Raw genomic sequence first — 14,136 nt, forward strand, 5'->3', positions numbered from 1 at the left:
CGTCACCTCTTTTGAAAAGCCGCGGGCGCGATCTGGATCAGTGCGTCGTGGCGCACCACCATGGATTCGGAATGTCCGACCAGAAGATGCCCGCCCGCAACCAGGTGGGCCGTCAGCCGGTCGATCACCCGCGCCTGATCGGCCGGGTCGAAATAGATCAGCACGTTGCGCAAAAAGATCAGGTCGATGTCATGGTCCACCGGATAGCTGTGGTCCATCAGGTTCAGCCGGGCGAAATGCGTGCGTTGCCGCAGTTCCGGCACGATGCGCACCTGACCGGACTGCGCGCCGCTGCCCTGCATGGTGAACCGGGCCCGCAGCTCGGGGGGCACCGGGTCCAGCTGTTCTGCCGGATAGATTCCAAGTGCTGCGGTGGCCAGAACCTGGTTGTTCACATCGGTGCCGAGGATGCCGTAGTTCAGGCTGGCGTTGCGCCCGCGCATATCCTCCAGCAGCATGGCGATGGTGAAAACCTCGGCGCCGGTCGAAGCGGCTGCACTCCAGGCCTTGAGCATGTGGTGGCGCGAATGGGCCGGCCGGTTGCGCAGCGTCTGCGGCACCAGCCGGTCCACCATCAGATGGAAATGCTGCGGCTCGCGGAAGAAATCGGTCTTGTTGGTGGTGACAGCATCGACGATGACCGCCATTTCGTTGTTCAGACCACCGTTCTCGAACAGATGGTCGAAATAGGCCTGCATCGAGGCGAACCCCAGCGCCATCCGGCGCTTGCGCAGGCGCCCCTCGACCATGGTCTGCTTGTTGGCGGGCAGCCTGACGCCGATCTCGGCCTTGATCAGGTGCGCCAACCGATCAAACTGCGCCCGCTGCCGTGCGCCGCCCGGCCCGGTCTCCCGCAGCTTCCCGTCCACTGCCGCGGGTCCGGTGAAGTGGAAGGGGGCGGGCTGCGACGACATCAGGCCACGTCCCGTGCGGGATCCGCGGCATCGGGCAGGCCGAGCATGTGCGAGTCGAACATCCGGTCGATGTCCAGCACCGTCACGAAGGCGCCGTTGATCTTGCCCAGCCCGTCCACCATCTGCTGTTCCCAGCGCAGCAGCCGCGCCTGCGGCAGGGCGGTCAGCGGGCCGGGGTCAAGCTCGGTCACTTCCTGCACCCGATCGGCCTTCAGCGCCGCAACCAGGGTGTCGCTGCCATTGCGCACCCAAAGCACGACGATGCGCGTGGCCTCGGTATCGGGTTGCGGCGGCAGGTGCAGCACCGCCCGCAGGTCAACCACCGCTACGCCTTCGCCGCGCACGTTGATCACCCCCAGCAGATGCCCCGGCGCGTTGGGAAGCCGGGAAATCGGTTGCAAATCAAGAATTTCCTGCACCCGGGTCACCGGAACGGCGAACAGCTCGTCACCCACGCCCAGCGTCAGAACCTGCGCGCCCGCGGTCGGGGCACCCGGGTTTTCCCCGGATGCGCCGCCCCGTTCAAGGACATCGGTCATGCTGCGCGCCCCTTGCGGCCGTCCTGCCGGGTGAAGCCTTCGTCCATCTGATCCTCGCCCGATGCCATGTCGAACTCGAACCCGCCGCCCGCGGCCTTGCCCGGCATCGGCGCTGCCCGGCGCTTCGGCGCTGTTGCGCGTTTCTTCGGCGCGGCACCGCCTTCGGCATGCCAGGCCTCGACCGAGCGGCTGTCGGACAGCTGGAAGAAGTCGATCGCAGATTGCAGTTGTTCGGCCTGGCTGGAAAGCTCTTCGGCGGTCGAGGACATCTCTTCGGACGCCGCGGTATTTTCCTGCGTCACCTTGTCCAACTGCTGGATCGCCATGTTGACCTGCGCCGCCCCGGTCGATTGCTCCTGCGCCGAGGTCGAGATTTCCAAGACCAGTTGCGCCGTGCGTTCGATGTCCGGCACTAGGCCTTGCAGCATCTCGCCTGCCGCCTGCGCCGCGCGCACCGTGTTGCCCGACAGCGCCGAGATTTCCCCCGCCGCCGACTGGCTGCGTTCGGCCAGTTTGCGCACTTCGGCGGCCACCACCGCAAAGCCGCGACCATGTTCGCCCGCCCGCGCCGCCTCGACCGCGGCATTCAGCGCCAGCAGGTCGGTCTGGCGGGCAATTTCCTGCACCACCATGATCTTTTCGGCGATGGTCCGCATGGCTTCCACCGCCTTGGCCACTGCCGCACCGCTTTCACGGGCATCGTTGGCCGATTTGCGCGCCATCTTTTCGGTTTCCGAAGCGTTGTGCGCGCTTTGCTTGATGTTGGCGGCCATCTGTTCCATCGAGGACGAAGCCTCTTCGGTCGAGCTGGCCTGTTCGGTCGCCCCTTCCGAAAGCTGCTGGGCGGTGGCCGACATCTCTTCGCTGCCGGTGGCGACATTGCGGGCCGAGTTGGCCACATCGACCACCACATCGCGCAGCTTGCCGACCATGGTGTTCAGCGCCACCACCAGAGCCGCCACTTCATCGTTGCCGCGCGGCGTCGCGGTCTGCGACAGATCGCCCGCCGCCACCGATTCCGAAAGCGAGATCGCAGAACGCAGCCCGCGCGAGATCGAGATCACGATCCAGGTCGCGGCAATGGTGCCGATCAGCAGCAGCGCCGCCAGCAACGACATGCCCACGATCTGCGCCTGCTGCATGTTGGCGGCGGCGGCGGTCGAGGCGGCGGTCATCGCCTCTTCCTGCAACGCGATCAGCTTGTTCATCTGCTCTTCCATTGCCATCCAGGAGCTGCGCCCCTCGCCCTGGGTCAGCAGAATCGCGTCGGCGCTGCGGCCAGCGTCGAACATGGCGATCGCCCGGTCGTTCAGCGCCCCGAGATCCTTGTCCATGGTTTCGAATTCCGTCAACAGCACCGTGCCTTCTTCGTCGACGACGCCGCGCAGTTCCTCGGCCATCTTGGCTGCCGTGGCCCGTCCTTCGGTGATGCGTTTGGTGATATCGCGGCGCGCGTCAGGATCGACGGTCAGGAAATAGTCGCGGATGTTGCGCTGCACGCGCAGTTTTTCCAGCGACAGTTCCTCGGCCAGAACCAGCCGGCCGACATCCGCCTCGACGATATCGGTCATCGCCGCGTTGGAGCTGCTCAGATCGCGCAGCGCCAACAACTGGCCAGTGGCCGCCAGCGCCATCAGCAGCGTGAAAGTGGCGGCGAGTTTCAGTTTGATTGTCAGTTTCATGGTGTCAAATCCCTTCTTCCACCAGCCCGGTGGCCGCGCCCTGCGCCGCCCCTTGCGAGAAAATCCGTTCCAGATCCGGCAGGATGACGAAGCCGTCCTGCCACTTGCCGATGCCGCGCACGAATTCGGGCGGCCATCGCGTTCCCACCGCCGGAATAGGCTCCAGCGTCGCCGGATCGAAGGCGGTCACGTCGTGCACCTTGTCGGCCAGAATGGCGACCACGACGGTTTCGCCCGCGACCGGCACTTCCAGCACCAGCATCCGGGTGTCGGGCGTGGCCTCGGTCAAGGCCATGCCGAAGGCGACCCGCAGGTCGGCCAGCGGCACCACCGCGCCGCGCACATTGATCAGCCCGCCGACGAAAGCCCCGGCGCGCGGCACCCGCGTCACCGCCACCGGTTCCAGAATTTCCCGCAGGCAGTCTGCCGGCAGCGCCATGGTTTCGCCGCCCAGCCGCAGGGTGACGACGTTGATCGCCGCCTTGGTCTTGCTTTGGTTTTGCGCCTGGATGCTCATGCTGCCCGCTCCAATCTGGGGTTGCGCGCCCGTTCCTCCTGGGCGCGCCCCATCGCAACCAGTTGCGGCACATCAAGAATAAGCGCCACGCTGCCGTCACCCAGGATGGTCGCGCCGGAAAAGCACAGCATCTGCGCATGCAGCCGCGACAGTTGCTTGATCACCGTCTGGTTGTTGCCGACGATCCGATCGACCACCAGCCCGACGCGTTCGCCCGAGGACGAGACGATCACCACCTTCTGGAAATCCGTCAGCGGGGCTGCCACATCGAACAGGTTGCGCAGCCGCAGGAACGGCACCAGCGCGCCGCGGATGTTCAGGAAGGACGAGCTTTTGCCCTCTTCCTCGAACTCGGGCGGCAGTTCGACACATTCTTCCACCGCCGCCAGCGGGAAGGCGTAGTTCTCGCCGCCGACCTCGATCAGCAGGCCGTCGATGATGGCCAGGGTCAGCGGCAGCCGCAGCGTCACCGTGGTGCCATGGCCGGGTTCGGACTCCAGTTCGATCTGGCCACGCAGGGCATCGACGGTGCGTTTCACCACATCCATGCCGACGCCGCGGCCCGAAAGTTCGGTGACGGCGGCAGCGGTCGAAAAGCCCGGTGCGAAGATCATCTTCAGAAGGTCGGCCCGTGGCACCTGCGCATCGGCCGCGATCAGGCCTTTGGAGACCGCATGGGCGCGGATCTTTTCGGCGTCCAACCCGCGGCCGTCGTCGCGGATGGTGATCAGCACTTCGGCACCGGAATAAACCGCCCCCAGAGCGATGGTGCCGGTGTCGGGCTTGCCCGCAGCCCGGCGTTCGGCCAGCGTTTCCAGCCCGTGATCCATCGAATTGCGCAGGATATGCACCAGCGGATCGGCCAGAAGTTCGATCACCGTCTTGTCGAGTTCGGTATCCTCGCCGCTGGTGACAAAGGCCAGCGGCTTGTCCAGCGATTGTGACAGATCACGCATCAGGCGGCGGAACCGCCCCATGATCGAGCCGATCGGCACCATGCGGATCGACATCGTGGCATCGCGCATCCCCGAGGCAAGCCGCTGGATATCCTCGGCCACCGCCAACAGGCCGGGGTCGTGCAGCCGCTGCGCCAACGCCGAAAGCCGCGCCTCGGCGATCACCAGCTCGCCCACGCGGTCCATCAATTCATCCAGCCGGCCGGTTTCCACCCGCATGGTATCGGCACCCGCGGCGGCAGCGGCCTGCGGCGCGTCCGGCGCCTTTTCCTGCTCGGGCCGGGCCGGGCCGGTCGCCGCATCCGCAGACGGCCCGTCCAGCGGCTCCAGCTCGAACAGCATGTCGTCGCGGTGGAAAAAGAACACGTCTTCAATGGCTTCTCGGCTGACTGGCCCGGAAAGCACCACCTCCCAGCCGATCAGGCAATCATGCGGGTCCAGAGCGTCGAGCGAGGGCACCTCGTCCAGCAGAGCCCGCACTTCAATGGGGGCGAGGGCACCAAGTTCTTCCAGCAGCAGCCGCGGGTTGCCCCCCAGCTTCAGCGTGCCGCGGCCCAGCCGGAACCGCAGGCGCCAGCCTTGGTCGGGCGAAACGCTGTCGGCGGCATCGCCGTCCATCGCCTGCCGCAGCGCCGCCAGCAGCACATCGCTTTGCCCGCCTGCGGTCTGCGGCGCGTCGATCAACTGGCCGATCTGGTCGCAGGCGCGCAACGCCACGGCGATCAGGTCGGGGCCGACGCTGGCATTGCCCTTGCGCAAGCCATCGAAAACCGACTCGAACTCATGCACGAAATGCGCCAGATCGGCATAGCCGAACATCGCGCCCGAGCCCTTGATGGTGTGCAGATCGCGGAACACCGCGTTGATCACCGCCACATCGGTCGGTGCCCGCTCCAGATCGAGCAACCCCGCCTCCAGCGAGGCGATCAGCTCTGCCGCTTCCTGGCGGAACAAGCCGCCGACTTCGTCCATATCGCTCATGCGCCTGCCACCTTTTTCACCACGGCCAGCAACTGCGCCTGATCGAACGGCTTCATCATCCAGCCGATCGCCCCGGCATCGCGGGCCTGTTTCTTCAGATCTTCCCGCGACTCGGTCGACAGGAACACGATCGGCACCCCCACCGCCGCCGCCGAGGCGCGGTATTTGCGGATGAAGCTCAGCCCATCCAGCCGGGGCATGTTCTGGTCGGTCAGGATCGCATCGTATTTGCGCGCCATCGCCTTTTGCAGCGCGTCTTCGCCGTCCACCGCCTCGACCACGGCGTAGCCCGCACCGGTCAGGGTCAGCCGCACCATCTGGCGGACGGAAGGCGAGTCATCGACGGCAAGAATGGTTTTGGTCATCAGGGATTTGTCCTTGTTCAGGCGCTGTGCACGCCGGTCCAGAAACCGTCTTGCACGGTGATCTGCGCGTTCGCAGGGTTCAGGATGCCGAAATCGGCCAGGGCCGTGGCAAAGGCGCTGCCTTCGGGCAGGGCCACCGACATCCGCTTGCCCATCCGGTTGGCCTGCCGATGGGCGGCAACCAGGATCTGCACCACCGCAAGGTCAAGGCTTTCGACCGCCGCAGTGTCGATCTGCAGCGGAGCGACCTGCCCCAGCGCCGCCAGAATCTGTGCGGCCAGCGGTTCGGCCTGATGAATGTTTGCGTCTGCAGGAAGGGTCAAATGGTGCGCGTTTACTGTCATGACATGGGTCTTTTCACTGGCACCGGCGCTGCACCGGTTCCTGACCCTTGAACCCGAGTCCCTAAGAATCCGCTAAACATCGTCTGCCAAGGCCGAAATCGGCATGACCAAGCTATGTTGCATTTTTTTAACGCGCTAAGCGCCCCCGCCTTTGCCAGCGGCACCGAGGGCTGGATCGACAACGTCGCAGGCTGGATTCTGGCCGGATGGGTTGGGGATGCTGGAACAGGAAGCACTCGCGGAAGACTGCCGCGTCGCGCACTCAACTGTCAGCTTTGGTCGCTGATGATCTTGCCGCGCACCTCTGGGTGCAGAGGTGCTGCTGAACCCCTGTTCCTTGACCTTGGTCTTTCCGCAGCCCGGCGACGATATCCTGACGACCCATCAACTGGCTTGCCATCAGGGGATGTCACACGTCATCATCAGGCCCAGCGTCACGGACGCTCTGATTGACCGCTTCACCGCCGAAAATTCCGGCTGGTTCAGAACAGCCGACCGATCAAACTGACGCTGCAATGACGCAGATCGGGGAAGACGCTACCCAAGAACATCACGCGATCCTGGTTGCATGGGAGGCCGATTTTGACTGTTTCCAATCACACAAACCATACCAATCACACCAACCATACCAATCATACCAATCACACCGGGTTTTCGCCGGAAATGTCTGCCTTTGGTGAAGGCTCCTCGATCGCGATGTCGGTGGCGCGGCAGTCGGCGATGCTGGCGCAGGCCGGCCTGTCGCCCGTCCTCGCCGCACTGAAATGGCCGGATACCACGGAACGTCAAGCGTTCCGCACCCTGAACGGACGGCACCGGCAGCATCTGATCGTGAAGGCGCTGATGCAGGGTGTCTCGGTCGATTTCACTCCGGCCCTCCTCGCCGGGGTCGTCACGACGGCAACGCTGAACTGCAACACTCTTGCGCCGACGGTGACCCTGACGCTGGACAAGGGCAACAGCGCGCTGTGGGAAAGGCAGATCGCCCAGGTGCTGGCCCAGAGATGGCACCGGCCCGAGCGGATCGAGGAAATCGTCCTGCAGCAGTCCGACATCCTGTCGTTCCTGACCCTTGGTCTGCCCGTGGCAGGCGACACCCATCCCTGGCTGACCACGCTCTTGGATGCCGTGTTCGAGATGGCCTTCCGCGTCGTGGCCGAGATGAAGCACGCCTTTGCCATGCCCCGCCCGCATGAGCTTTCGCCGGATGTGGCCCCGGTGATCCGCACACCGTCGCACGGTTCCTTTCCCAGCGGCCACGCGACCGAGGCCTTTGCGGCAGCCGCCGTTCTTTCGGCGGTCTTTCCCGACCGCGCCCCGCATCTGCGGCAGATGGCGGCGCGCATTGCGATGAACCGCAGCTTTGGCGGCGTGCATTTCCCGATCGACCACTATGCCGGGGCGATGCTGGGCGATGCTCTGGGCGGTCTGGCCGCAAGGCGCGCCCTTGGCTTGAACATTTTCAAGGATGCGACGGTGAAATTGGCCCTGCAAACCTCGCTTCCGGAGGTTACGGCGACACTTCCTGCATTGGTCCCTCCATTGGTCCCTGCATTGGTTTTCGAGGCCGACGTCACGGTCGAGAGGTTTGCCCATGACTCGCCTGTGTTGCAAATGCCGGCCCCGGCAGGCCCGGCACCTTCTGGGGTTCTGGCCCATCTGGCCGACCTTGTGCGCGACGAATTGTGAAGGGCGGGGTTCGCCATGTTGAATGACATCACCTTCGACCCGCCCGTGAGCTTCGTTGGGACGAATGCCGCCCTGCTGCCCTGGAACTATGCCGAGGTGGCAATGCCCCAGATGATCGGCCGGGGCAGCGATCAGCCGCGCCTCGTGATGGCCTTGCCCACCGCAACCGCGCCGGCGCGCTATGCGGCCATCGGTCCCGGCACTTTTTCCGAACCGGCGGCGACAGTGGACTATATCGCCGGACTTCACGGGATCGACGAACTTGACCGGTTTGCCGACGCCGACACGCGCTGCTTTCTGGGGCCCGAGACAGATCTGAAACCCACTGATCCGGTAACGAACGACCCGGCCACAGTGTTCGAGATATTGGCTGAGCCGTGGGAGTTGATCACCGACCGACCGATCTCGCAGGCAGTGGTGATCATCGACGCCGGGATTGCGTTCTGGAACCGACGGTTTCGAGGTCTGGCCGGTCCGCGGTTCCGCGGCATGCGTTTTTTTGACTTCGACCAGCCCAATGCACCGTCCAACCTTCTGACCGACCTCGACATTGCAGCTTACTGCGATCTGGCGGATCGGGAAGGCAATGCCGCCGTCATGCAAAGGCTGGGCGCGCGATATCCCAACAGTGTGTTCGGACAGGCCGCCAATCCCGACCCGGACAGTCTGTGGCATGGCACGGCGATTGCCGATCTTGCGGCAGGCGCCGAAGTCGGCACCGCCGATGATGTCGCCTTGTTCGGGCTGGAACTGCCGCGCGCGGTGATCGCTGACTACAGTGGCGGCATACTGTCCGTGACGCTGGCCATGATCCTTCCCGCGGCAATCGCGATGACCAAAGACCTTGCCGACAAGCTGACCATCGTGATGCCGCTGGGCTTTCCGGCCGGCCCGCAGGACGGATCCCACCCGGCGGCCGTGGCCATCGACCGTGCCATGGCGGGGTCGGGTCGCAACAATAACTGCCTTGTCCTGCCCGCAGGAAACCACTTGCAAGACCGTTGCCACGCCCGGCTGACAGGCGGCGGGGCGCGGGCATCCGTCCACTGGGACCTGCCACCGGAAGACTACTCGACAAACACGGTCGCGATGTTCGGTGTGGCGGGCCAGCCGGTCAGCCTGGCTGTTGCGGCCCCCGGCCAGGCGGTGGCAACCCCGGTGACAATGCCGCAGGCGAGCTACTGTTTTGCCGTGCAGAACAATGAAAAGATCGGTGTCCTGGTCCGGGCGCTGGATACGCCGTCGCGGTCGCAGACCGGGCTTGCCCTGTGGCAGACGGCCGTTACCAAGGACCACAACGGCGCATCCTATGGGCGGTGGACGCTGTCTTCGGTGGCGGACATGGACCTGTGGCTGGCGCGCGATGACCGCGACCCGGTGGCCGACCGGGGCCGCCCGCGCCGTCCGTCGCGGTTCTGGGATGCCGGATATACCCGCACCGACGCAAATGGCGCCCTGATGCAAAGCGATGATCCCATGTCCGTTATCAAGCGCACGGGCACGCTGTCCGTCCTGGCAACCGCCCGCAACCCGGGCATTTTTGCCGTGCGGGCCATGGAACGGCTTGGGATGGGCGGCCCCGGACCGTCGGGCTATTCAAGTCGGCGCGAGGACGGGCAACCCGTCGCCAACGCGGCAATGGTTGATGAAGGTTGGCCGCACCGGGGGACCATGGCTGCGGCGAATGGCGGGCAGCGCCGGGTGCGGATCAGCGGCACGTCGGCTGCCGCCGGGTCGTTCGCGCGCATCACGATCCTGCCGAACGTGCCGCCCGGCGGCTGAGCCCGCGTCAGGCGATGCGCTGGCGCAGCGTTTCGGTATGGCCCAGAGCGCGCAAGGTGGCCACCGGGTAGTCCGGACTGAGCAGCGCCATCGGGGTGAAGTCCGGCTCCAGCCGCCGCAGACGGCTTGCGTGATGATCGGCACTGGCGCGATCATCGACCAGCAGCGCCAGCGCCACCAGATAGCGCAATGCCGGACGGTAGAACGGCATCTTGCGGTGGCACTCCAGCGCCGCCTCGCGCGCCATCGCGATCTGGCCGATGCTCAATGACGTCAGGCAGGCCTGCATGTCCCAGTTGAAACTGTTGGACATCCCCTGCGCCGCCGCCCGCGCCCGCTGGGCGAACTGGTCCGCCGCCTGATAGTCGCCATGATAGACCAGCGACTGGCCCAGGGCTTCCAGCGCATAAGGGTTCAGGTCCGAAAGCTCGGCCGCCCGCAGCGCAAGATAATGTGCCTGATCCAGATCATGCTCGATGTTCAGCTTGATCCGCGAGGCCAGCGACAGCACCACCGGATGATCGGCCATCGCGCGCAGGGCATCATCGGCAAAGGCCCGCGCTTCGGCCACGCCGTCCGGGCCATGATCGCGGAACTCCAGCGCTGACGTCAGCCGGATGAAGCCTCTCCAGGCCAGTGCCAGCCCGCGCATGTCGGTATCCTGCAGCCGCACAAGCATGTCGTCGGCCTGCGTCAGCCCGGATCGGTCGAACGAATAGATCAGCTTCACCGCACGCGACAGCGAGGCCGGATGACCAGGCATCGTGGCACTGGCGAGGCTCTCGACCACGCTGCTGACCACCTTGTTGACACAGCGTGAGGCTTCGACAGACTCCCAGACATCCGGTATCGACATTTCCAGCGACAGCCGACCGGTCCAGACGATCCGGCGGGCGGGAAGGCCGATGACGCGGATAAGAAGCTGGTCCTGCCCGGCATCGCCGAAACACTCCATTTCGACCAACGCGCTCAGCCTCGGCTGCATGGCCCGGTCGATGTCGGCATCAGACTGGATGACGTCGATGTTGCCGAACAGGATCAGATCGCCGGCGATCCGTTGCGCGACGGCGTGGGTCAGAAAGCGGCCGCGCGGCGTCACGCCCATGTTCGTCCAGCGCAGCATCACCAGCGGCCGCGCCAAATGTTGCACGGGCGTCCTTCCACCGGTCTGGGGTGTCAGCGGCTGGCCGGTCACGTGGCTTTCCTCCTGCCGGACGCGCCGGTCGCGCAGCCAGTCGGAAAACTCGGCGTCGCGGATGTCCAGATCGCTCAGAAACTCGCCTGCTGCCGTGGCATCAAGTGCGACTTCGGGCTGAAGCCACAGGGTGCTGCGGTCCGCCAAAAGCCTGCCCGCATGCGGACCCAGCGCCTTGCGCACATTGGACAATGCCTGTCGCAGGCTGCCCGAGGCCTGCTGCGGCTCGCGGTCGCTCCACAGCATGGCCTGCAGCCAGATCCGTGTCCGCCGCTGACCCGGAGACGCCAGCAGCAAGGCCAGAAGCCCGCGCTCCTTCATTCCGGCAGGGCTGATGTCTTCGCCATCGTCACCGAATACGCGGAACGGACCATTTAACCGCGCTCGCATCTGCCAACATCCCGTGTCAAAGGCCGTCACAACGACCCAAGGCTCCGAGCGTCAGCTTCCGACATGCTTGACCCAGCGTCAACCCATCCTAAAGGCGGCTCAATCCACGGCCTCTGGAAAGGCCGGTGTCCCGAAGGCGACAGCATCCGTGATGCGGCGCACCGGAAGACGCGCGACCTGGCTGTGATTGGCCACGACTTCGGCGCTTTTGGCGGTGTAGAGGCACAGGCACAGGCCGTCCGCCGGCAGATAGGTGGACCCCAGATAGTAGATGCGGTCCCCCTCTTGCTGCATCTGCCGCGCAGTTCGCCAACTGGCGGCCGACATTCCCAGAAGTTCAACCGTCGGCGTGTTGCCAACATCCCGCTCGACCAGAAAAGTCTTCATCTCATCTCTCCTCTGACTACTCGTTTCAAGGTTCTGCCCCTGCCAGCGTGGCCCATTCGGGCATCGTCAGGACTTGGGTTCGGCGGTACCGACAGGCAAAAGCGCCACATCCGGCGGCTGGACCTCGCGGATCAGCTTTTTCGCGATGGCTTCGCCAAAGCTGTCGAACCCTTCCACCGGCAAGACAAAGGCCCCCGCGCCGACGAGCAGCCGGTCATGGTACCACTCGGCAAGGTCCGCGACCTCGTTCTCGATGGCCAGAGCATTGACCACCACATGCATTTCTTCGGCCCGTTTGCGGGCTTTCGACAAGGGAATATGGCGGCGCGGACGCGGCGAGATGGTCTCATACCCGTCGCCCGAGACATTGACGATCTTGCGCAGACCACATTGTCCCGGCTGGGCGAGAAGATCCAGCGATTGCCAAAGCGCACGCCCCAGTCCGGTGTTGCCTTGGACCTTGCGGTTGATCCGCTCCAGATCAGCCGCCAGAGCTTCGGCCGATCCGGGGCCTGTCAGCCGTACCCAGCGCAGAATCTGAACCGCGATCTCGCTGTCGCCCCACAGCACCACCGCAACATCGACGATGCCAGCGACCTGCAGCGCCTGTTGCACGTCGCTGCGCCGGAATGCCGCCGCGTAGCCCTGCTGCTGCAAGGCAAACTCGGCCGCGTCGATGCTTCCAGAGCCGTCGATGGCCAGAACCAGATCGACATCGGCGCAGTCCCGCGCATGGCTTGTCCCGATCATGGCCGCCAGCGCCGGTAACGCAAGGGCGGAGATCACGACAAGGCGGGACGCCAACTTGCGCAAGCGCCGCCCTTGGATGCGGCGGGGTTTGCGGTCTTTGGTGCGGCGCGGGTTCATCTTTGATCTCCCCCTATTGCGATGTTGTCAGGCTCGGCCTGGTTGCGGCAAGGCGCAGCTTTGCCCGGATGGGTTCGGGCCGCAGTGCCATGGTCAGGATCGCGGCAAGAACGAGACCACCCCCCAGCAGCGCGGCCGGCGCTGGCCGCTCGGCCAGAAACACGATCCCGGCGGCCCCGCCGAACAGGCTTTCGGCCGAGACAAGGATGGCTGCCGTTGACGCCGAAACACGGGTCTGCGCTGCCGCCGTCAGCGCAAATGCAGCCGCCGTCGAGAATAGCCCCAGATACAGCGCCTCGGGCATGGCCCCCCACCAGTCTTGCGGGGCCACCGGGTCACCAGCCAGAACCAGCGGGACCGAAATCAGCGCCGCACACAGGCATTGCGCCAACGTTGTCGCGGCAGGCGTCGGAAACCGCTCCAGGTGGCGCCCGATCAGGATAATCCAGAAAGAATAGAACAGCGCCGAAACCAGACACAGTGCATCGCCGGTGTTGACGGTTGCCAGAGACCACCAGGCGCCGCTCATCAGCAGGGCCCCCATCAGGACCAGCACGGCCGAAATCACGGTCCGGCCTTGCAGACGATCACGCCAGAACAGAACGCCCAAGACCGGGGTCAGCACACAAGATGCGTTCACCAGAAAGGAGGCATTCGTCACGGTTGCCGTCTGGTACCCCCATTGCTGCGTCAGCAGCGCCAGCGCGAACATCAGGCTGCCCGGCCCGACACTGCGAAGCCACCCCTCCGGCCTGGGCCGAAGCCGCTCGCGCCAAACCGGCCAAAGCAGGGCCGGCACGGCGATGCTTGAGCGCAGAAAAACAGCGCAGACCGGGTCCACGTCCGACAGGATGGTCTTGTTGGCGAGGTTGCCAGACCCCCAAAGGAAGGCGGCCATCAGCAGCAGAAGGCTGGCGCGACGGGAATGATTGTCGGGAAGGAAGAACCTGCACCGCATCACATACGCCCCTTGGACTTGAGAACCCATTGCTTGAACCCCGATCGTGACGTTCTGAGTCCGAATATCGGGAAAGGCCCGTGGCAACTGAGACCCGGTCTAAGGGCGCGGCGTCATCGCACCGCAATCCACGCGTCAAAGCGCCAACTGCATCGACCCCGCAAAGCCGCAGCATCGAGCCATGGATACGCCACTGGCCCGAGGGACCATGGCGAGGGGCTACATCGAGAGCTACAACGGCAGCCTGCGCGACGAATACCTCCATCAGGCGATCTGGACCTGTCGCGGTTTCGTTCCGGTCAGGTGCTCATGTTATGCGGCCTTTCGTTCGAAGGCCACGGGGCTTTTCCAGCCCAATGCGGAATGCCGACGACGCGGGTTGCAGAAGCCGTTGATGTATCCGAATAGGGCCACTTCGACCTCTCTGCGGGTCTGCCAGTTTCTGCGCCAGATCATTTCTGCCTTGAGGGATTTGAAAAAACTCTCGACAGCTGCGTTGTCATAGCAGTTGCCTTTCCCGCTCATGGATGGCGTCAGGCCGTGTTTTCGCAGGACTTTCTGGTAATCGTG

At 64.9% G+C, this 14,136-nt stretch carries 14 protein-coding genes; 2 read left to right on the forward strand and 12 right to left on the reverse strand.

Annotated elements, in window-relative coordinates; genetic code table 11:
- Nucleotides 1-2 precede the first annotated feature (2 nt).
- From RSW2DRAFT_RS14710 to RSW2DRAFT_RS14740, 7 genes are read right to left on the reverse strand one after another with little or no spacing between them, the layout of a single operon-like run.
- A complete protein-coding gene (locus RSW2DRAFT_RS14710) occupies nt 3-914 on the reverse strand; it encodes a CheR family methyltransferase (protein WP_008032328.1) in 912 nt (303 codons plus the stop codon).
- Nucleotides 914-1,453 (reverse strand): chemotaxis protein CheW, encoded by a 540-nt coding sequence (locus RSW2DRAFT_RS14715; RefSeq protein ID WP_008032331.1) that lies wholly within the window; start codon nt 1,451-1,453, stop codon nt 914-916. The genes RSW2DRAFT_RS14710 and RSW2DRAFT_RS14715 overlap by 1 nt, the downstream gene beginning before the upstream one ends.
- Nucleotides 1,450-3,135, reverse strand: coding sequence for a methyl-accepting chemotaxis protein (locus tag RSW2DRAFT_RS14720; protein WP_008032332.1), 1,686 nt, complete (start codon nt 3,133-3,135; stop codon nt 1,450-1,452). Before RSW2DRAFT_RS14720 ends, RSW2DRAFT_RS14715 begins: the two co-directional genes overlap by 4 nt.
- Before the next feature lie 4 nt (nt 3,136-3,139).
- Nucleotides 3,140-3,652: a chemotaxis protein CheW gene (locus RSW2DRAFT_RS14725; protein ID WP_008032334.1), complete on the reverse strand. Its 513-nt coding sequence runs from the start codon at nt 3,650-3,652 to the stop codon at nt 3,140-3,142.
- Nucleotides 3,649-5,589 carry a chemotaxis protein CheA gene (locus RSW2DRAFT_RS14730; protein WP_008032336.1) on the reverse strand — a complete coding sequence of 647 codons (1,941 nt, stop codon included), beginning with the start codon at nt 5,587-5,589 and terminating at the stop codon, nt 3,649-3,651. Before RSW2DRAFT_RS14730 ends, RSW2DRAFT_RS14725 begins: the two co-directional genes overlap by 4 nt.
- Nucleotides 5,586-5,954, reverse strand: coding sequence for a response regulator (locus tag RSW2DRAFT_RS14735; protein ID WP_008032338.1), 369 nt, complete (start codon nt 5,952-5,954; stop codon nt 5,586-5,588). The genes RSW2DRAFT_RS14730 and RSW2DRAFT_RS14735 overlap by 4 nt, the downstream gene beginning before the upstream one ends.
- 17 nt (nt 5,955-5,971) lie before the next feature.
- Entirely contained in the window at nt 5,972-6,277 is a 306-nt protein-coding gene (locus tag RSW2DRAFT_RS14740) for an STAS domain-containing protein (protein ID WP_050786834.1), read from the reverse strand.
- A 684-nt stretch (nt 6,278-6,961) separates the two neighbouring features.
- Here RSW2DRAFT_RS14740 and RSW2DRAFT_RS17265 point away from each other — a divergent pair.
- Together RSW2DRAFT_RS17265 and RSW2DRAFT_RS14755 are read left to right on the forward strand one after the other, a co-directional pair.
- On the forward strand, nt 6,962-7,987 hold the full coding sequence (locus tag RSW2DRAFT_RS17265; protein WP_050786835.1) for a phosphatase PAP2 family protein: 1,026 nt from the start codon (nt 6,962-6,964) through the stop codon (nt 7,985-7,987).
- Between the two features lie 15 nt (nt 7,988-8,002).
- Nucleotides 8,003-9,769, forward strand: coding sequence for a hypothetical protein (locus RSW2DRAFT_RS14755; protein ID WP_008032343.1), 1,767 nt, complete (start codon nt 8,003-8,005; stop codon nt 9,767-9,769).
- Nucleotides 9,770-9,776: 7 nt separating this feature from the next.
- On the opposite strand, the gene RSW2DRAFT_RS14760 is transcribed toward RSW2DRAFT_RS14755, so the two are convergent.
- The 5 genes from RSW2DRAFT_RS14760 to RSW2DRAFT_RS17530 all read right to left on the reverse strand — a co-directional run.
- Nucleotides 9,777-11,354, reverse strand: coding sequence for an AfsR/SARP family transcriptional regulator (locus RSW2DRAFT_RS14760; RefSeq protein WP_008032345.1), 1,578 nt, complete (start codon nt 11,352-11,354; stop codon nt 9,777-9,779).
- Between the two features lie 99 nt (nt 11,355-11,453).
- Nucleotides 11,454-11,741, reverse strand: coding sequence for a nickel-binding protein (locus RSW2DRAFT_RS14765; RefSeq protein WP_008032347.1), 288 nt, complete (start codon nt 11,739-11,741; stop codon nt 11,454-11,456).
- Between the two features lie 66 nt (nt 11,742-11,807).
- The gene (locus tag RSW2DRAFT_RS14770) at nt 11,808-12,608 is read right to left on the reverse strand and encodes a DUF1194 domain-containing protein (protein ID WP_008032349.1); all 801 of its coding nucleotides are present in this window, start codon (nt 12,606-12,608) and stop codon (nt 11,808-11,810) included.
- Nucleotides 12,609-12,621: 13 nt separating this feature from the next.
- Nucleotides 12,622-13,566, reverse strand: a complete 945-nt coding sequence (locus RSW2DRAFT_RS14775; protein WP_008032352.1) for a DMT family transporter — start codon at nt 13,564-13,566, stop codon at nt 12,622-12,624.
- A gap of 312 nt (nt 13,567-13,878) precedes the next feature.
- Nucleotides 13,879-14,136 (reverse strand): IS3 family transposase (locus tag RSW2DRAFT_RS17530; protein WP_156790750.1); only part of this gene is annotated, 258 nt, incomplete at its 5' end.

It is taken from the genome of Rhodobacter ferrooxidans (assembly GCF_000176015.1).
Lineage (GTDB): Bacteria > Pseudomonadota > Alphaproteobacteria > Rhodobacterales > Rhodobacteraceae > Pseudorhodobacter_B > Pseudorhodobacter_B ferrooxidans.